An 18,048-nucleotide genomic window follows, 5' to 3' on the forward strand; every position below is an offset into this window, starting at 1 on the left:
CCTGCCGGGGCTGACTCACTTTCTTTGGTCTTGCCCAAAGAAAGTAAGCAAAGAAATGCGCGCCCGAGATGGCGAAAGATTCCTTGAATTTATGTCGCAGGGAGGGGAAGGGAAAAACTCGCTGCGCTCAGACAGTTTCCCTTCCTTTTTCCTCCCTGCAACAGAAATTCAAGGCGCCATCTAGGGCAGGAAGGTCAAAGGACAAACCCAAACCCTCGGGGCGCCAGCCCAAACGAAAAGGCCAACCGTACGATGGGTTGGCCTTTCTCTTTTGACGTTGAGCCCTTGATGGCGCCTTGAATTTTTGTGAGCGGGCGGATCAAGGAAGGAGGCTGTCTGAGCGCAGCGAGTTTGCCTCCTTCCCCGCACGGTCACACAAATTCAAGGGGGTGTCGCCATCTCGGGCGCGCCTTTCTTTTGCTTACTTTTCTTTGGCAAGACAAAGAAAAGTGAGTCGGTCCCGGCAGGGAACGAAAGGGGGGTGGACCACAAAAAAATCCCAGAAGAAAACAAAAGCCGAAAAAGCAAAACGCCCCTCAGAGAGATACCCCCTCCGAGAGGCGTTCCTTCATCCCAAATGCCCGTCAGGCAACAGGCGCCGTGCCCGCCCCATGCTCATGCCTGCCCGCCGGCTTGACGATCGCCAGCGTGGCAATCAACCCGCACAGGGCAGCGAACGACACCCACACGCCGGGCATGGCCTTGTTGCCCGTCTCGTGGATCAGCCATGTGGCAATCGCCGGGGTAAAGCCGCCGAAGATGGCCGTGGCGAGGCTATACGCCAGCGAGAAACCGGTGGTGCGCACTTCCGGCGGCATGATTTCAGTAAGCGTGACGACCATCGCGCCGTTGTAGCTGCCGTACAGGAACGACAGCCATAGCAGCACGGTCAGCATGCGGGCGAACGACGGTGCAGCAACCAGCCACTGCATGGCCGGGTAGGCCGTCACCAGCATCAGCACGGTAAAGAGGATCAGTAGCGGGCGGCGGCCGACGCGGTCAGATACGGCGCCCATTACCGGCAGCCAGAAGAAGTTCGAGGCGCCCACGCACAGCGTGACGATCAGGCTGTCCATGTCCGACAGGTGCAGCACGCTCTTGCCGAAGGTCGGCGTGTAGGCGGTGATCAGGTAGAACGACACCGTGGTCATCACGACCATCAGCGTGCCCGCGCCCACCAGGCGCCAGTTCTGGCCCATCGAGCGGAACACGGCGCGCAGGTCCGGACGGTGCTTGCGCTTCTGGAATTCTTCCGTCTCTTGCAGCGAGCGGCGGATGATGAACAGGAACGGCACGATCAGGCAGCCGATCAGGAACGGCACGCGCCAGCCCCATGCGCTCATCTCAGACGGCGGCAGCAGGTACGACATCAGCACGCCCAGCAGCGCGGCAAACATGACCGCCACCTGCTGGCTGGCCGATTGCCAGCTCACGAAAAAGCCCTTCTTGCCTGGGGTGGCGATTTCGGCCAGGTAGACCGACACACCGCCCAACTCCACGCCAGCCGAGAAGCCCTGCAGCAACCGGCCGATCAGCACCAGCAGCGGCGCCGCCAGCCCGATGGTGGCGTATCCCGGCACCAGCGCGATCAGCAGGGTGCCGCAGGCCATGAGCGCCAGCGTGACGATCAGCCCCGTGCGACGGCCGTGACGGTCGATGTACGCGCCCAGGAAGATTGCGCCCAGCGGCCGCATCAGGAAGCCGGCACCGAAGGTCACGAGCGACAGCATCAGCGAGAGGAACTCGTTGCCGGCGGGGAAGAAGGTGTCGGCAATGGCCTTGGCGTAATAGCCATAGACCATGAAGTCGTACATCTCCAGGAAGTTGCCGCTAACCACCCGGAAGACGGTGCGGGCCTTGGATTCGTTGGGGTTGGAGGTATGCATGATGGTTCTCACTGAACAGCTTGGGTACAACGTGCGGGCGAGCCGGACAGCGCGCTGCGGGCCGCCTCATAAAAGGTGGTGATGTGATACGGCGTGCTCGATGGCATGTCGGCGCGCAGGCGCTGGCCGGCGGGGTCGACCACTTCGTTCCAGCCTTGCGCATGCAGGAAGCGCGCAGACCACGCCGGCAGAAGGCGCGCGAGCATGGCGCCCTGCGTTTCGGTGCAGAGCGCGAGCGCGCGGCCGTATTCCGTCTGCGCCCAGATGCGCTGGCTGGCGTCGCGCATCGTGCCGTCCAGATTGAGCGCCAGGCACACGCCCTGCGTCTCGGCATCCACGCCATCGGCGCAGGCGGCATCCACCGCGCGGGCGAGGGTTTCGGCCAGGCGGCGGCCGGCTTCGGACCGCGTGAAGACAGCGGCGTGTCCTCGCACGAGATAAAACCATTCGAACTGGTGACCGGGTTCGATGCGGTTGTCGGTGCTGGCCTCGTCAACCGGCAACTCGGTGATGCTGCCCGTACGCGTATCGATGAAGCGCGCAAGGATGCCCTCGGCCAGCGTGCGCACGCCTGCCTCGGCCCAGGCGGGCGGTTCGTCCAGCGCGGCGGCGGCCAGGTACGCCTCGGTCAGATGCATCACCGGGTTCTGCGCGACACCGGCCAGCGTGGTGCTGAACGTGCCGTCCATGGATGCGACCGGCAGCGGTTGGGCTCCGGCCCGCGCAAAGCGGCGCGTGATCACATCGTGCGCGTCGTGCATCAGCGCGGCGGCACGCGGGTCGTCACTCACGGCCAGCCAATGTGCGGCGGCAAACAGCACAAAGGCGTGCGTATACAGATCCTTCGTGGTGTCGTGCGGGGCCAGCGCGCTGTCGATCGCAAACAGCCAGCCGTCTTGGATCGTGTCGCGAAAGCGGGTGTCCAGCGCATGGCACAGCGCGGCGGCGCGTTCGGCGCAGAGATCGCGATGTCGCTCGGAGAGTTGCGTGGCACGCGCGAAGGTATACAACTGCCGCGCACACGCCATCGCCCGGTAGCGTGCGGTGGATGCCGGCACCAGCGCGCCGTTGTCGACGACGAGCGCCTCATAGCAGAGGCCGGCCTGAGCATTCCAGCCGGGGCCCAGCCACATGGGCAGCAGGACGTCGTCGTAGTAGCGGTCGAAGGATTCCAGCGCCGCCGCAATCGCGGCGGACGGTTCGGTCGTGGCCGTATCGGGCGGCGGGGGCGTGGAGGGTTGTGAAAGCATGTGCGCCGTGATGATCGTGGCGGGCGCCGACCCATTCTCGTCGGGCCGGTTGCTCGTATCTGTTCTGTCCACCATAGGCGACGTACATCCGTTCTACATGTGAACAGACCCGGGATTGTGCTCCAACTGGCGGCCCGACGCCACGCACAAGTGGGCCAATCCCGGTCGCGGCGCAGGGTTGTGGGTCCAATGAAAGGTTTTTGCCGGATGCTGCCTGGACGTGGGTTGTGCGAAGATGAATCACCCCTGGCTCATCCCCTGGTCCTGCCCCGATCCATGCACCGTCGCGACCTGCTCAAGCAGTTGGCCGCCGGGCTGCTTGCCCTGGCTCCTGGTTTGTCCCGCAGCGCCACGCCCGGCACCGCCGCTGGCGCCCCCGAACCGTTTGACGAAGCCCGCCTGCTGGCGCGCGCTCGGACCTTGGCGGCACGGCCGTATCGGCCGCGCAGCACGCAGTTGCCTGCGCCGCTGGCTGCACTGAACTGGGACGGCTATCAATCGATTGGCTATCGCCCCGATCACGCCCTGTGGGCAGGGCAGCACTTGCCGTTCGAGGCCAGGTTCTTCCACCTCGGGCTGTTCTTCAAGTCGGCCGTGCAGATGCACGAGGTGGTGGACGGCCAGGCTCGCCTGATCGCCTACGACCCTGCCATGTTCGATTACGGCCGGAGCGGACTGGCCCGCCAGGCGCTGCCGGCCGATCTTGGTTTCGCCGGTTTCCGGCTGACGACCAAGGCGGACCCGACGCGCGATGTGGCGGCCTTCCTGGGTGCCAGCTACTTTCGCGCCGTCGGCGGGCAGTGGCAATACGGCATGTCGGCGCGCGGCCTGGCGATTGATACGGGGTTGCCTCGCGCAGAAGAGTTTCCGGACTTCACTGAATTCTGGCTGGTGCGCCCGGCCGCCGATGCCGATACGGCGCGCGTCTATGCGCTGCTCGATTCTCCGAGCGTGGCCGGCATCTACCGCTTCGACATCCGCCCCGGCGACGCGCTCGTGATGGACGTGGCCGCCACGCTCTACGTGCGCAAGCCGATCGAGCGTCTGGGCATCGCCCCGCTGACCAGCATGTTCCTCTACGGCGAGAACGACCGCACCGACCGCGCCGGCGATCGCCACAGCGCTGCACGTCGCTGGCGCGCATCGGACTGGCGCCCGGAAATCCATGATTCCGATGGCCTGGCCATCTGGCGTGGCTCGGGCGAGTGGATCTGGCGGCCGCTGGCCAATCCGCCCGTGCTGCGCAGCCAGCGCTTTGCCGACGACAGCCCGCGCGGCTTCGGCCTGCTGCAGCGTGACCGCAATTCCGATCACTACCAGGATGACGGCGTGTTCTACGAGAAGCGCCCGAGCGTGTGGGTCGAGCCCACGCACGACTGGGGTGAAGGCGCGGTGGAACTGGTGGAGCTGTCGGCCAACGATGAAACATTCGACAACATCGTCGCGTTCTGGCGGCCGGCTGTTGCGCCGCATGCCGGGCAGGAGCTGGCGTTCGGCTATCGGCTGACGTGGGGCGCGCAACCCGCGGCGGCCTCCCCGCTGGCGCGGGTGGTGGCGACGCGCACGGGCATTGGCGGCGTGGTGGGACAGCCGCGCAAATACTTCTCGTGGCGCTTCGTGGTGGACTTTGCCGGCGGCGAGCTGTCTCGGCTGGGGCGCAGCACGGCGGGGTCGACTGTGGAGCCTGTCATACGCGCCTCGCGCGGGCGGGTGGAGATTGCGTCGGCGCGGCCGCTGGCGAGCATCGATGGCGTCCGGGCGATGTTTGATGTGGTGCCGGATGCGAGCAATGCGCCGATTGAGTTGTTGCTGACGTTGCAGTCGGGGGAGCGGTTGCTTTCTGAGACTTGGGCGTATCAGTGGACGCCGCCGGTGGATCGGGGCGTGTGAGACTGGTTTCTTGGGGCGTCGGCTTTTATGGCTGGTGCCGGTCCATCCCTTGTTTCACCCCCTGCCGGGGGGGCGACTCACTTTCTTTGTCTTGCCAAAGAAAGTAAGCAAAGAAAGGCGCGCCCGAGATGGCGACCCACTCCTTGAATTTATGTCGCACGGAGGGAAGGGAGGTAAACTCGCTGCGCTCAGACAGGCCTCCCTTCTTTTTCCTCCCTGCAACAGAAATTCAAGGCGCCATCAAGGGCATCAACGGCCAAACCGTCGCTGCGTTTGGTCAGTTGGTTAGTCGCGGGGCGGTATCTTGCCGAACTTCTTTGCCATTTCTGCCCAGCCTTCGGGGCCCAGCTTTTCCATCGTCGCGATATTGCGTTCGTAGATGTCCGCTGCGTCGGGCACGGCTGCGGCGGCGCGGGCGATGCTGTCTTCGCGCAGCAGATGCAGGATGGGGAGGGGCGCGCGGTTGGTGGCGTTGGCGATGTCGTCAGGCTCTGCGTCGGCGAAGACGAATTCGGGGTGGAAGCTGGCCAGTTGCAGTTCGCCTTCGTAGCCGGCCTTGGCGAGCACGGATTCAGCCCGCTCCGTGAGCGAATGGAAATCGAGGAAGTCGGCAAGGGCGGGGACGATCAGCAACGTGGTGTCGATCTGTGCGGCGGGGGTGGCGTGCAGCAGGTCCGCTTCGGCACGCAGGTGGTCGAGCACGTCGCCGTCCATCGTGGCGCGGCTGACGACGTATCGAACCTGCCGCTTGACGTGGACGGCCTTGGCGAAGGGGCAGAGGTTCAGACCAATGACGGCGTCTTCCAACCAGCGCTGTACCGTCGAGACATGAAGGGCGGCGGCGTTTGCGTCCAAGTTGACGGCATCGGCGGGGGGATCCAGCAGGACGAAATCGGGGGCGTGGTCAGACACGGCGTGCGGGCAGGGAAGAGACAGCGGGCAGTGTAGTCGATGGGTCGGGAGCGTTTCTTGCGACGGTGTAGACGTTGTGATTTGCAACGTCCGGCGCGCGCCGTTGATGTGCGCCGAGATCACTTCGGGTGCCTCGTGCGCCGCTAATGTGGTCCGTCCATTCCGTGTTTTTGTAAAAGAAGGAGCTCAACCATGATTGAACTGCGCCTGAAAACCGCCCTTGCCGTTGCCGCTACGTTTGCTGCGTCGGCTGCTTTCGCACAGATGACGCCGGCCCCGCAGACTTCACCGCAGACCACCGGCACCGTGCAGACCGCCCCGCAAGACGGGCCGGCCACTTCGTCGTCTGACCCGCTGGTTCAGAAGCGCATTGACGACAAGGCTGCAAGCGACGAGTACAAGGCTCGCAAGGCCGACGCCAAGGCTGCCTACAAGGAAGAAAAGAAGGCTGCCAAGGCCAACCGCAAGGCCGAGAAGAAGGAGGCTCGCGCCAAGCGCAAGGAAGCGATGAGCGAACAAGGCGGCCCCGCCCAGACGCCGAACAGCGAAGGCAAGTAAGCCCTTGTCTCGCTCATGAAAAAAGGCGACCTTCGGGCCGCCTTTTTTTTTGGGCTCATTGTGCGCCTTCAGTGAGCACGCGCGGTCGGCAGGCGGACCTGCGCGACGGCCATTTCCCACTGGGCGATGCGATGCGCCGCCTCGTCGCGGCTGATGACCGGGTGGAACGTGCGCGAGGCACGCCATTGCTGGGCGACTTCCGCTTCATCACGATAGAAGCCGGTTGCGATGCCCGCCAGGTAAGCCGCGCCGAGCGCCGTCGTCTCGATGATCTCCGGGCGCACCACCGGAATACCCAGCAAATCTGCCTGGAACTGCAGCAGCAGGTTGTTGGCCGAGGCACCGCCATCGACGCGCAGTTCCGAGATGGTGGAAACGGCATCGCGCGTCATGGCCTGCAGCAGTGCCGTGCTTTGGAAGGCGATGGATTCGAGTGCCGCACGAGCGATGTGGCCGATGGTGGTGCCGCGTGACAGGCCGACGATGGCGCCTTGTGCGGTAGGGTCCCAGTACGGCGCACCCAGGCCTGTGAACGACGGCACGAACACCACACCTCCGGAATCGGGCACCGAGGCGGCCAGCCCTTCGACGTCGGCGGACCGCTGGATCGCGCGCAGGCCGTCGCGCAGCCACTGCACGACCGCGCCGCCCACAAACACACTGCCTTCGAGCGCATAGCTGCGCTTCGTGCCGCTCTGGCATGCCGCCGTGCTGATGAGGCCGTTGTGCGACTGGACCGCTTTGTCGCCCGTGTTGAGCAACATGAAACAGCCGGTGCCGTAGGTGTTCTTGGCCATGCCCGGCTTGAAGCAGGCCTGGCCGAAGAGCGCCGATTGCTGGTCGCCGGCAATGCCGCCGATGGTGAGCGAAGCGCCGAGCCAGTCCGCATCGGTCTGCCCAAACTGGTACGCAGACGGATGCACCTCGGGCAACAGGCTCGGGTGAATGTCCAGCGCGCGCATCAGGTCCGCATCCCATTCGCCCGTGTGGATGTTCCACAGCATCGTGCGGGAAGCGTTCGACACGTCGGTCACATGGAGGCGGCCGCGCGTGAGCTGCCACACGAGCCAGCTGTCGATGGTGCCGAAGGCGAGTTCGCCACGCGCCGCGCGCTCGCGGGCGCCGTCCACGTGGTCGAGAATCCAGCGCAGCTTGGTGGCCGAAAAATACGGATCGATGATCAGGCCGGTGCGCTTGCGCACCTCGTCTTCCAGGCCCTCGGCGCGCAGGCGTTCGCAGATGGCTTCGGTGCGGCGGTCCTGCCAGACGATGGCGTTGAAGATCGGTTTGCCAGTGGCGCGCTCCCACACCATGGTGGTTTCGCGTTGGTTGGTGATGCCAAGCGCGGCCATGTCGGCAGCGGTCAGCTTGGCTTGTTCGAGTGCGGCGCGGCAGGTGGCGAGCTGGCTGTTCCAGATGTCGAACGGGTCATGCTCGACCCAGCCGGGCTGCGGGAAATGCTGCGGAAACTCCTGCTGGGCACTGGCGACGATCTGGCCGGCGCGGTTGAAGACGATGGCGCGTGAGCTGGACGTGCCCTGGTCGAGCGCGAGGAGGTATTCCATAAGGCAGATTCAGGTGACCGCCGGGCCGGAGTGAACCTGTCCGGCGGTGGGTAAAACGGAAGCAGGCATGGTAGCCCGCCGGCCGATGTTTGGTCGACCGGCGGGCATGCGAATTAACGTACCTTGCCGGCCTTCCAGGCTGCGAGCAGCTTGTCGTAGGCCACCGTCTCACCCTTCGGACGCTCGTTGTCGAGCTTCTTCCAGGGGGCGTGTTCGGTCGACAGCCACTTCGACGGATCGCTTTCCGGGTTCAGCTTCGGCGCGCAGTTCTTCATGCCGGCGCGCTGCAGGCGGCCCATCACCTGGTCCATTTCCTTGGCCAGGTTGTCCATCGCGCCTTGCGGCGTCTTCTCGCCCGTGACGGCCGTGGCGACGTTCTTCCACCAGAGCTGCGCCAGCTTCGGATAGTCGGGCACGTTGTTGCCGGTCGGCGTCCAGGCCACGCGGGCCGGGCTGCGGTAGAACTCGATCAGGCCGCCGTACTTGGCCGCGTTCTTGGTGAAGTAGTCGCTGTGGATATCGGAGTCACGAATGAACGTGAGACCGGTGATCGACTTCTTGAGCGACACCGTCTTCGACGTGACGAACTGGGCGTACAGCCACGCAGCCGAGCGGCGCTCGAACGGGGTGGATTTGAAGAACGTCCACGAGCCGACGTCCTGGTAGCCGTTCTGCATGCCGTCTTTCCAGTACGGGCCGTGCGGCGACGGGGCCATGCGCCACTTCGGCGAACCGTCGGCGTTCACGACCGGGCCCGGTTTGGTCATCGGCGCGGTGAAGGCGCTGTACCAGAACACCTGCTGGGCGATGTGGCCTTGTGCGGGCACCGGGCCGGCTTCGTTGAAGGTCATGCCGGTCGCTTCAGGCGGGGCGTACTTCTTCATCCAGTCGATGTACTTCGCGAGGGCGTACACCGCGGCCGGGCTGTTGGTGGCGCCGCCGCGCGAGACCGATGCGCCCACCGGAGTGCATTTGTCCTTGTCATCCACGCGGATGCCCCATTCGTCCACCGGCAGGCCGTTCGGGATGCCCTTGTCGGCGGAGCCGGCCATCGACAGCCATGCATCGGTAAAGCGCCAGCCGAGCGACGGATCCTTCTTGCCGTAGTCCATGTGGCCGTAGACGCGCTTGCCGTCCAGCTCCTTCACGTCGTTGGTGAAGAAGTTGGCGATGTCTTCATAGGCCGTCCAGTTGACGGGCACGCCCAGGTCGTAGCCGTACTTGGCCTTGAACTTGTCCTGCAGGTCCTTGCGGGCGAACCAGTCGGCGCGGAACCAGTACAGGTTGGCGAACTGCTGGTCGGGCAGCTGATACAGCTTGCCGTCGGACGCGGTGGTGAAACTCGTGCCGATGAAATCCTTCAGGTCCAGGCCCGGGTTGGTGAACTCCTTGCCTTCACCCGCCATGTAATCGGACAGCGGCATGATCACGCCGTAGCGGTAGTGCGTGCCGATCAGGTCGGAGTCGGAAATCCAGCCGTCATAGATGCTCTTGCCCGATTGCATCGAGGTCTGCAGTTTTTCGACGACATCGCCTTCCTGCATGATGTCGTGCTTGACCTTGATGCCGGTGATTTCTTCGAAGGCCTTGGCCAGCGTCTTCGATTCATACGCGTGCGTGTCGAGCGTTTCCGACACGACGTGGATTTCGGTTACGCCCTTGGCCTTGAGCTTGGCTGCGGCGTCCATGAACCACTTCATTTCCGCCATCTGCTTGTCTTGCGACAGCGTGCTGGGCTGGAATTCGCTGCTGATCCACTTTTTGGCTTCGGCTTCGCCGGCATGGGCTGCGCCGACTGCCAGGGCGCTTGCCAGTGCGATGGCACTGATCTGAAGCGTCATGCGCCAGGATGTTTTCATCGGTATCTCCTCGTGCTTTTTGTTCTCCCCGCAGCGAAAACATCCGACATTCCGACGCGGGGAGCGTGGTGGAATGCGTGTGCCCACAAGGGCGTAGAAGCGCGGCATTCTGCCGAGACTTCCGGTCTTGCGTAATCGAGGTTGCCTTCTAACTTAGCCGCGCCACATCACGATGATCAGCACCACCATCGAGGCGATGAAGCCGCCCCAGGCGCTGGTCTCTTCCGACGTGAGCCCAACCCACGCCAGGTTGATATAGGCCGCGGTCAGCAAGCCCATGAAGAGGCGGTCGCCGCGCGTGGTGGCAATGGGCAGGAAGCCCTTGCGCTCCACCGTCGGGCGGGCCACTTCCCACACCGTCATGCTGGCCAGCATCAAGGCGATGCAGCCAAAGAAGATCGCCACTTCGGGCGTCCAGGCCATCCAGCTGAACATGGCTGTGTCTCCCGTTCTTGTTTTAGACGCGGCCCATCGCGAAACCCTTCGCGATGTAGTTCCGCACAAACCAGATCACCAGCGCACCCGGAATGATCGTCAGCACACCGGCTGCAGCCAGCACGCCCCAATCCATGCCCGAGGCCGACACCGTGCGCGTCATCACCGCGGTGATGGGTTTGGCATCGACCGAGGTGAGCGTGCGCGCGAGCAGCAGTTCCACCCAGCTGAACATGAAGCAGAAGAACGCAGTCACACCCACGCCTGCCTTGATGAGGGGCAGGAAGATCTTTAGGAAGAACTTGGGGAAGCTGTAGCCGTCGATGTAGGCCGTCTCGTCAATCTCACGCGGGATGCCCGACATGAAGCCTTCGAGAATCCACACCGCCAGTGGCACGTTGAACAGCATGTGCGCCAGCGCCACGCCCAGGTGCGTGTCCATCAGGCCGACCGTCGAATACAGCTGGAAGAAGGGCAGCAGGAACACCGCGGGCGGCGTCATGCGGTTCGTCAGTAGCCAGAAGAACATGTGCTTGTCGCCCAGGAAGCGGTAGCGCGAGAAGGCGTAGGCCGCCGGCAGCGCTACCACGGTCGAGAGCACCGTGTTCATCGTCACGTAGATGATGGAGTTGATGTAACCCCAGTACCACGACGGGTCGGTGAAGATGATCTTGTAGTTGTCGAACGTGACGAGCTTCGGCCAGATCGAGAAGCCGGCCAGCGTCTCCTCGTTGGTCTTGAGCGACATGCTCAGCATCCAGTACAGCGGCAGCACGGCAAATGCCACATACACCGCCAGCGTGATCGCGCGGGCGATCTTGCGCTGGTGTTCGTTGTTGTTGTTCTTAGGCATGGTCGTCTCCCACGGCCGTGCTCGCGCTGCCCATGCGTTGCATCCAGTTGTAGAGGACGAAGCAGAACAGCAGGATGATGAGGAAGTACACGATCGAGAATGCTGCCGCCGGGCCCAGGTCGAACTGGCCGACCGCCTTCTGCGTCAGGTACTGCGACAGGAACGTCGTCGCGTTGCCCGGGCCGCCGCCGGTCAGCACGAACGGCTCGGTGTAGATCATGAAGCTGTCCATGAAGCGCAGCAGCACGCCGATCATCAGCACGCCGCGCATCTTCGGCAGCTGGATGTAGCGGAACACGGCCAGGCGGCTGGCGCCGTCAATCTCGGCGGCCTGGTAGAACGCATCCGGGATCGAGCGCAGGCCGGCATACGCCAGCAGCGCCACCAGCGGCGTCCAGTGCCACACATCCATGATGAGCACGGTGATCCACGCATCGAACGAATGCGACGTGTAGTTGTAATCGATGCCCATCTGGTTGAGCCAGTAGCCGGCCAGGCCGATATCGGAGCGCCCGAAGATCTGCCAGATCGTGCCGACCACGTTCCAGGGAATCAGCAGCGGCATGGCCAGCACCACCAGTGCGGCCGAAGCCTTCCAGCCCTTGGACGGCATCGACAGCGCCAGGCCGATGCCCAGCGGAATTTCCACGGCCAGCACGCACAGCGAGAAGATCAGCTGGCGCGTGAGCGCGTCCTGCAGATCGCCGTCGCGCAGGATCTGGCGGAACCAGTCCACGCCCACGAACACGTGCTGCTCGGGGCTGATGATGTCCTGCACCGAGTAGTTCACCACCGTCATCAGCGGCAGGATGGCGGAGAACGCCACGCACAGGAACACCGGCAGGATCAGGAACCACGCCTTGTTGTTGAGCGGCTTGTTCATCGGCCGATCCTCTCGTCATTGCTGTAGTACAGCGTCTGCGGCGCATCCAGGCGCAGCCACACGCGCGATTCGGTCACGGACACTTCGTTGGGCAGCTTGGCCTTGATCGGCAGTCCGCCGCCTTCACCGAGGCTGGCGATCAGCAACTGGTGCGTACCCAGTTGCTGCACCTGATGGACGCTGGCGGCGACGGTGCCGACTTCGCCGGGTGCGGCCAGTTGCACGAATTCCGGGCGAATGCCGAGCTTGAGCGAACCGTTTGCGTTCTTGAGCGTGGCGAGCGTGTCCCGCCCCACCGACAGGCGCTGACCGCCCAGCGCAATCACATCGCCATCCACCGTCACCGGGTAGAGGTTCATGCCCGGGCTACCGATGAAGTAGCCGACGAAGGTGTGGTCCGGCCGCTCGAACAGCGCTTCCGGCCCACCTTGCTGCACGACCTTGCCTTCGGTCATGACGACCACCTCGTCGGCAAAGGTCAGCGCTTCCACCTGGTCGTGCGTCACGTAGATCAGCGTGAGCTTGAGCTGCTGGTGAATCTTCTTGAGCTGGCGACGCAGTTGCCACTTCAGGTGCGGATCGATGACGGTGAGCGGCTCGTCGAACAGGATGGCCGCCACGTCCTTGCGCACCAGGCCGCGGCCCAGCGAGATCTTCTGCTTGGCGTCGGCCGCCAGGCCTGAGGCGCGGCGCTTGAGCGCGTGCTGCAGCTCGAGGATCTCGGCCACTTCCTCCACGCGCTTCTTCACTTCGGCTTCCGGCGTCTTGCGGTTGCGCAGCGGGAAGGCGAGGTTGTCGAACACGGTCATCGTGTCGTAGATGACCGGGAACTGGAACACCTGCGCGATGTTGCGCTCGCGCGGGCTGGCGTGCGTGACGTCACGGTCGTCAAACAGCACCTGCCCTTCGGACGGCGTCAGCAGCCCCGAGATGATGTTCAGCAGCGTGGACTTGCCGCAGCCCGACGGACCGAGCAGGGCATACGCACCGCCGTCGCGCCAGGTCATGTTCATGGGCTGCAGCGCGTAGTCGCTCAGGTTTTGCGGATCGGGGCGGTAGCTGTGCCCCAGGTTGCGGAATTCAATGCGTGCCATGTGCGCCTCCCTGCTTGGGCGCGTTCACCAGCTTGCCCGCATCGTCGAACAGGAACAGTTCGGCCGGATCGACAAATACGTCCAGCGCCGCGCCCAGTTCGAATTCATGCACGCCCGGCAACTGCGCGACCAGGCCAATGCTGCTTGTCTGGCCAGCGGCGTGCGCGCGCACGTGCAGATACGTTTCGGAGCCAGACAGCTCGGCCAGCTCCACCGTGCCCGGCAGCGCGACGGCACCACCGTTGCGCGGCGCCAGGCGGATGTGGCTCGGACGCAGGCCGATGCGGCAGCGCGTGCCGGCCGCCATCGGCAGCGGGCGCGTCCATGCAACGTCAATGCCTTGTGGCAGGCGGATCTGGTTGCCTTCCACTACGGTGGCGTCCAGCACGTTCATCGGCGGGTCGTTGAAGATGGCCGCGGCGTCAACCGACACCGGCACTTCGTACATGTCGAGCGTCGGGCCGTCCTGCAGCACGCGGCCTTCATGCATGACGACGGTGTGGCCGCCGAGCAGCAGCGCTTCCTGCGGCTCCGTGGTGGCGTACACGACCGTCGTCCCGCCGTCGGCAAAGAGCGATGCCAGCTCGGCGCGCAGTTCTTCGCGCAGCTTGTAGTCGAGGTTGACGAGCGGCTCGTCCAGCAGTACCAGCGGCGCCCGCTTGACGAGTGCCCGGGCCAGCGCGCAGCGTTGCTGCTGTCCACCGGACAGCTCGGCTGGCAGGCGCTGCAGCAGATGGTCGATGTGCAGCTTGGAGGCGACGGCCCGCACGCGCGTGTCGATCTCGCCCTTGTTGGTGCCCTGCAGGCGCAGCGGAGAGGCGATGTTGTCGTACACCGTCATCGCCGGGTAGTTGATGAATTGCTGGTACACCATCGCCAGATTGCGATCGCGCACTCCCACGCCCGTCACGTCCTTGCCGTCGACCAGTACGCGGCCGGTGGTCGGCCGATCCAGCCCGGCCATGATGCGCATCAATGTGGTCTTGCCGGCTTGCGTCGGCCCGAGCAGCACATTGATCGCGCCGGGCGCCAGCCGCAGGCTGGTCGGGTACAGATGCGTCTGCGCCCCGACCATGGCCGTAACCTGGTCCAGTTCCAGAATCAATTGATGTCTCCCGTCTTACTGCTTTGATTTCTTTGATGTCTTGAATCGGGCGCCTAGCCCCCGGTGGTTCAGGGCGCCCGTTCCGCAACTGGAGCGGTCCCGCCTTCCGGCAGATGTCGCGCCAGCCAGCCTTCCAGGCGGCTGCAATCGGCATCGCTGGCGTGCAGGCCCAGCTTGGTCCGCCGCCACAGGATGTCCTGCGCCGTACGGGCCCATTCGTGTTCGATCAGGTAACGGATTTCGGCTTCATACAGGCCAGGCGTCACTTCGGCGCCCAGCTCTTCGAGCCGCGTGGCGCCTGCGAGCAGCGTGTTGATGCGGGTGCCGTACTGGTGGGCGTAGCGCAGTGCCAGTTGGGTGGGCATCCACGGCAAACGTTTTTGCAGGCGCGTCACAAAATCGTCGAAGGTGTATTCGGCAACCAGCTGCCCCGGCGCTTCCAGATCACCGCCCGGCAGCGATGCGGTAGCCGTCCACGATGGCTTGCCGGCCAGCGGCAGATGCGGGGCCAATTGATCCAGGGCTTCTTCGGCCAACTTGCGGTAGGTCGTGATCTTGCCGCCCCACACGTTGATGAGCGGCGCGCTGGCGCTATCGGCGCCGGTCTCGCATTCGACCAGGTAATCCCGCGTGATAGCCGAAGCATTGGCCGCGCTGTCGTCCAGCAGTGGCCGTACACCCGAATAGCTCCACACCACGTCGGCTGGCGTGAGCTGCTGGGTGAAATAGCGGCTGGCCATTTCGCACAGGTATTGGATTTCGCCGGCATCGATGGCCACTTGATCCACCGAGCCCTTGTATTCCAGGTCCGTTGTGCCGATCAGCGTGAAATCGTTTTGGTACGGGATCGCAAACACGATCCGCCCGTCCGGGTTCTGGAAGATGTAGGCGAACGGGTGATCGAACATCCGCCGCACCACGATGTGGCTGCCCTTGATCAGTCGCAGGCCGCGCGTGCTCGGAAGCGCGTGCGCGGAGCGCGCGAATTCCGCGGCCCACGGCCCGGCCGCATTGACGATCGCCTTTGCGCGCACCGAGCGGATACCGTCCGGGCCGGCCAGCGAGGCGTGCCAGCCACCAGCGCGGCGCTCGGCGTTCAGGCAGCGCGTGCGGGTGAGAATCTGCGCGCCGCGATCCGCCGCATCGCGGGCGTTGAGGACCACCAGGCGGGCATCGTCCACCCAGCCGTCGGAATAGACGAAGCCACGCGTATAGCCTGCCTTGAGCGGCTGACCCGCCGGATGCCGCGCCAGCTTGATCGATTCCGAGCCCGGCAGAAAACGCCGACGCGCCAGATGGTCATACAGGAAGAGGCCTGCACGGATCATCCATGCTGGGCGCTGCGCGGCATCGTGCGGCATCACGAATCGCAGCGGCCACATGATGTGCGGCGCCATGCGCAGCAGCACCTCGCGCTCCTGCAGTGCCTTGCGCACCAGGCTGAATTCGTAATATTCGAGGTACCGCAGCCCGCCGTGGATCAGCTTGGTCGAGGCCGAAGAGGTGTGCTGGGCCAGGTCGTCCTTTTCACACAAGACCACCGACAGGCCACGGCCCACGGCATCACGCGCGATACCCACGCCGTTGATGCCGCCTCCGACCACCAGCAGATCACAGTCCAGATGCGACGCGTCAGTGAGTTGCATGGGTTTGAATCTGTTGATTTTCGCGCCTTTCCTTGCGAATAGTGACGCATTGGCGGATAGTTTAGTGAAGGGCGAAAATAAAGCAACATAGGGAATCGCCTAATCCGCTCATATGTGTTCGTTTGCGTTCATTTAGTGACTTGATGCTTCCGCGACACCGCCAGATCCTCGAATACGTCCGTCAACACGGCGATGCCTCCGTCGATGCGCTCGCCCGCGTGCTGGGCGTCACGACGCAAACCATCCGTCGCGATATCCGGCAGCTCGAAGACGAGCGCCTGCTCGCGCGCTACCACGGCGGCGTCGGCCTGCCGTCGTCGGTCGAAAACATCGATTACGACCAGCGCCAGGTTCTGCACATCGACGCCAAGCGCCGCATCGCCGAAGTCGTCGCGCGCCATGTCGAGCCTGGCCGCTCGCTCATCATCAATATCGGTACCACGACCGAAGAGGTTTCCAAGGCGCTCGTCGGCCCGAATGGCCCGCGTGGCTTGCGCGTCATCACCAATAACCTGAACGTCGCGTCGATTCTTTCCGGCAGCCCGGACGCCGAAGTCATCGTTGCCGGCGGTCTCGTGCGCAACCGCGACCGCGGCATCGTCGGCGAAGCCACGATCGACTTCATGAAGCAGTTCCGCGTCGACATCGGCATCATCGGCGTCTCCAGCATCGACGAAGACGGCACGCTGCTCGACTACGACTACCGTGAAGTCCGCGTCGCCCAGTCCATCATCGAGCAGTCGCGCGAAGTCTGGCTCGTGGCCGATCACTCCAAGTTTGGCCGCCGCGCAGTCGTCCGTCTGGGCCATGTCTCGCAGATCGACAAGTTCTTCACCGACATCCCCGTGCCGGAGCCAATGGCCGAAGTCCTCCGCGCCGCCGAGGTCGACGTGATCGTCGCCAGCGAAACGCGCTGACGTTCGATCAGGCTTTCCTGCAGTCTTTGCTCGCTCGACTACAGTGAAATGGCAAGGCGCGCACCTTGCGTGCCCCCTTGTCATCCAGACTCGTCATACGGAGCGCATCGTGAGCAAGCACTCACATGCGGCAATCCTTTCGATCTTCGCGCGCATCGTCACCGAACACATCGCCGTGCTGCGTCAGGCGCTTGCCAAGCTGGCGGCGCCGGATCCCAGTCACGGAGATCTTCACCAGTTCCGTGTCACCCTGCGCCAACTACGTTCAGCCTGGGTGACCTTTGCGCCGGTTCTGCCAACCAGCTTTGTCGACCAGTGGAAACCTCGTCTGCGGGCGCTCGCCGCTTCGACCGGCCCTGTCCGGGAGTGGGATGTGCTGCTCTCAGATTGGTTGCCCGCTGTCCGGGAGGTCCTCGCCGATAGTGACGAGGCCGCTCGCGTATGGCTAGAGGAGGCTGTTATCAAGTCCCAACAGGCGCGCGACAGCGCTTGGGAAGCGTTGCGCGCCGAGTTGGCATCGCCGAATGTGCGCGGAGCACTGCTTGAACTGGAAGAGGGGGTCGCTGGCTTCCATACAGAAGGCGAGCCGGAGCGGCATCGCCGCTTTGCCCGGGCCCGGGCCCGGGCGCTCCAGAAGAAGCTGATCCGTCGCGGGCGCCGCCCCAAGCGCTCGTCGGCGCCCCGGCTACATCGAGCCCGCATCGCCGCAAAGCAGTGGCGCTATTTATATGAGGCGTTCTACCCGGCGCTCGGCGCCCACGCGAGCAAGCGCTACCGGAAGCACTTGCGCAATGTCCAGGACCCCTTGGGCGAGGTGCACGATGCGAGTGTCTCTCTCGACAGCGTCGCGGCCTTATTGGAGGTGCCGCCCCCACTTTCTATAGTGAATGCCTTTCACAAGCGCGCCTGCCGCGCGCGGAGGCAGGCTGCCAAGGATCGCCGCTGGGTCCGATCGCATACCGTGCAGCAGCCCCCGAAAGTGCAGAGAAAGCCCTACGAAGAGAAAGGGCTTGCGCTGCTCCATAAACCCGCCTATAGTTCGCCCCTCGCTGCAAAACACAGCGCCGAAACGCAGGTGTCGGTGGTGGTGTTGAGTGGTGGAGAAGCAGGTGTAGAGCGGGTTTGCGGTCGATTGGGTGGTTGACGGTTGGCTGGGGATTCGGTGGTGGTTGGCGGCGCGTTGGTGGATAAAAAA

14 protein-coding genes and 1 pseudogene are annotated in these 18,048 nt (G+C 64.2%); 4 read left to right on the forward strand and 11 right to left on the reverse strand.

The genetic code is table 11. The features are described 5' to 3' along the window. Nucleotides 1-584: 584 nt before the first annotated feature. Nucleotides 585-1,886, reverse strand: coding sequence for an MFS transporter (gene tcuC, locus AAHM38_RS20500; protein ID WP_015855780.1), 1,302 nt, complete (start codon nt 1,884-1,886; stop codon nt 585-587). Nucleotides 1,887-1,894: 8 nt separating this feature from the next. Beyond that, nucleotides 1,895-3,136, reverse strand: coding sequence for an AGE family epimerase/isomerase (locus tag AAHM38_RS20505; RefSeq protein WP_041668551.1), 1,242 nt, complete (start codon nt 3,134-3,136; stop codon nt 1,895-1,897). Between the two features lie 276 nt (nt 3,137-3,412). On the opposite strand from AAHM38_RS20505, the gene AAHM38_RS20510 reads away from it, so the two are divergent. After that, on the forward strand, nt 3,413-5,026 hold the full coding sequence (locus tag AAHM38_RS20510) for a glucan biosynthesis protein (protein ID WP_041668384.1): 1,614 nt from the start codon (nt 3,413-3,415) through the stop codon (nt 5,024-5,026). 285 nt (nt 5,027-5,311) lie between these two features. On the opposite strand, the gene AAHM38_RS20515 is transcribed toward AAHM38_RS20510, so the two are convergent. Next, on the reverse strand, nt 5,312-5,938 hold the full coding sequence (locus tag AAHM38_RS20515) for a DUF1415 domain-containing protein (RefSeq protein WP_041668382.1): 627 nt from the start codon (nt 5,936-5,938) through the stop codon (nt 5,312-5,314). A gap of 192 nt (nt 5,939-6,130) precedes the next feature. On the opposite strand from AAHM38_RS20515, the gene AAHM38_RS20520 reads away from it, so the two are divergent. Continuing rightward, nucleotides 6,131-6,496: a hypothetical protein gene (locus AAHM38_RS20520; protein ID WP_015855776.1), complete on the forward strand. Its 366-nt coding sequence runs from the start codon at nt 6,131-6,133 to the stop codon at nt 6,494-6,496. A gap of 68 nt (nt 6,497-6,564) precedes the next feature. On the opposite strand, the gene glpK is transcribed toward AAHM38_RS20520, so the two are convergent. The 8 genes from glpK to glpD form a co-directional block, all read right to left on the reverse strand. After that, the gene (gene glpK / locus AAHM38_RS20525) at nt 6,565-8,061 is read right to left on the reverse strand and encodes a glycerol kinase GlpK (protein ID WP_015855775.1); all 1,497 of its coding nucleotides are present in this window, start codon (nt 8,059-8,061) and stop codon (nt 6,565-6,567) included. Between the two features lie 113 nt (nt 8,062-8,174). Beyond that, nucleotides 8,175-9,920 (reverse strand): ABC transporter substrate-binding protein, encoded by a 1,746-nt coding sequence (locus AAHM38_RS20530; RefSeq protein ID WP_015855774.1) that lies wholly within the window; start codon nt 9,918-9,920, stop codon nt 8,175-8,177. A 153-nt stretch (nt 9,921-10,073) separates the two neighbouring features. Next, nucleotides 10,074-10,355 (reverse strand): DUF2160 domain-containing protein, encoded by a 282-nt coding sequence (locus AAHM38_RS20535; RefSeq protein WP_015855773.1) that lies wholly within the window; start codon nt 10,353-10,355, stop codon nt 10,074-10,076. 22 nt (nt 10,356-10,377) lie between these two features. Continuing rightward, nucleotides 10,378-11,208, reverse strand: a complete 831-nt coding sequence (locus AAHM38_RS20540) for a carbohydrate ABC transporter permease (protein ID WP_015855772.1) — start codon at nt 11,206-11,208, stop codon at nt 10,378-10,380. Continuing rightward, nucleotides 11,201-12,091, reverse strand: coding sequence for a carbohydrate ABC transporter permease (locus tag AAHM38_RS20545; RefSeq protein ID WP_004637132.1), 891 nt, complete (start codon nt 12,089-12,091; stop codon nt 11,201-11,203). Before AAHM38_RS20545 ends, AAHM38_RS20540 begins: the two co-directional genes overlap by 8 nt. Further along, entirely contained in the window at nt 12,088-13,185 is a 1,098-nt protein-coding gene (locus AAHM38_RS20550; RefSeq protein ID WP_015855771.1) for an ABC transporter ATP-binding protein, read from the reverse strand. The genes AAHM38_RS20545 and AAHM38_RS20550 overlap by 4 nt, the downstream gene beginning before the upstream one ends. Continuing rightward, nucleotides 13,172-14,290 carry an ABC transporter ATP-binding protein gene (locus AAHM38_RS20555; protein WP_015855770.1) on the reverse strand — a complete coding sequence of 373 codons (1,119 nt, stop codon included), beginning with the start codon at nt 14,288-14,290 and terminating at the stop codon, nt 13,172-13,174. The genes AAHM38_RS20550 and AAHM38_RS20555 overlap by 14 nt, the downstream gene beginning before the upstream one ends. 68 nt (nt 14,291-14,358) lie before the next feature. Further along, nucleotides 14,359-15,936, reverse strand: coding sequence for a glycerol-3-phosphate dehydrogenase (gene glpD, locus AAHM38_RS20560; RefSeq protein ID WP_015855769.1), 1,578 nt, complete (start codon nt 15,934-15,936; stop codon nt 14,359-14,361). Between the two features lie 143 nt (nt 15,937-16,079). On the opposite strand from glpD, the gene AAHM38_RS20565 reads away from it, so the two are divergent. After that, a complete protein-coding gene (locus AAHM38_RS20565) occupies nt 16,080-16,853 on the forward strand; it encodes a DeoR/GlpR family DNA-binding transcription regulator (protein WP_009239738.1) in 774 nt (257 codons plus the stop codon). A gap of 109 nt (nt 16,854-16,962) precedes the next feature. Beyond that, nucleotides 16,963-17,811: pseudogene (locus AAHM38_RS20570) on the forward strand (CHAD domain-containing protein); the annotation flags it as partial. Nucleotides 17,812-18,048: the final 237 nt, after the last annotated feature.

Source organism: Ralstonia sp. OTU4908 (assembly GCF_038440115.1).
Lineage (GTDB): Bacteria > Pseudomonadota > Gammaproteobacteria > Burkholderiales > Burkholderiaceae > Ralstonia > Ralstonia pickettii.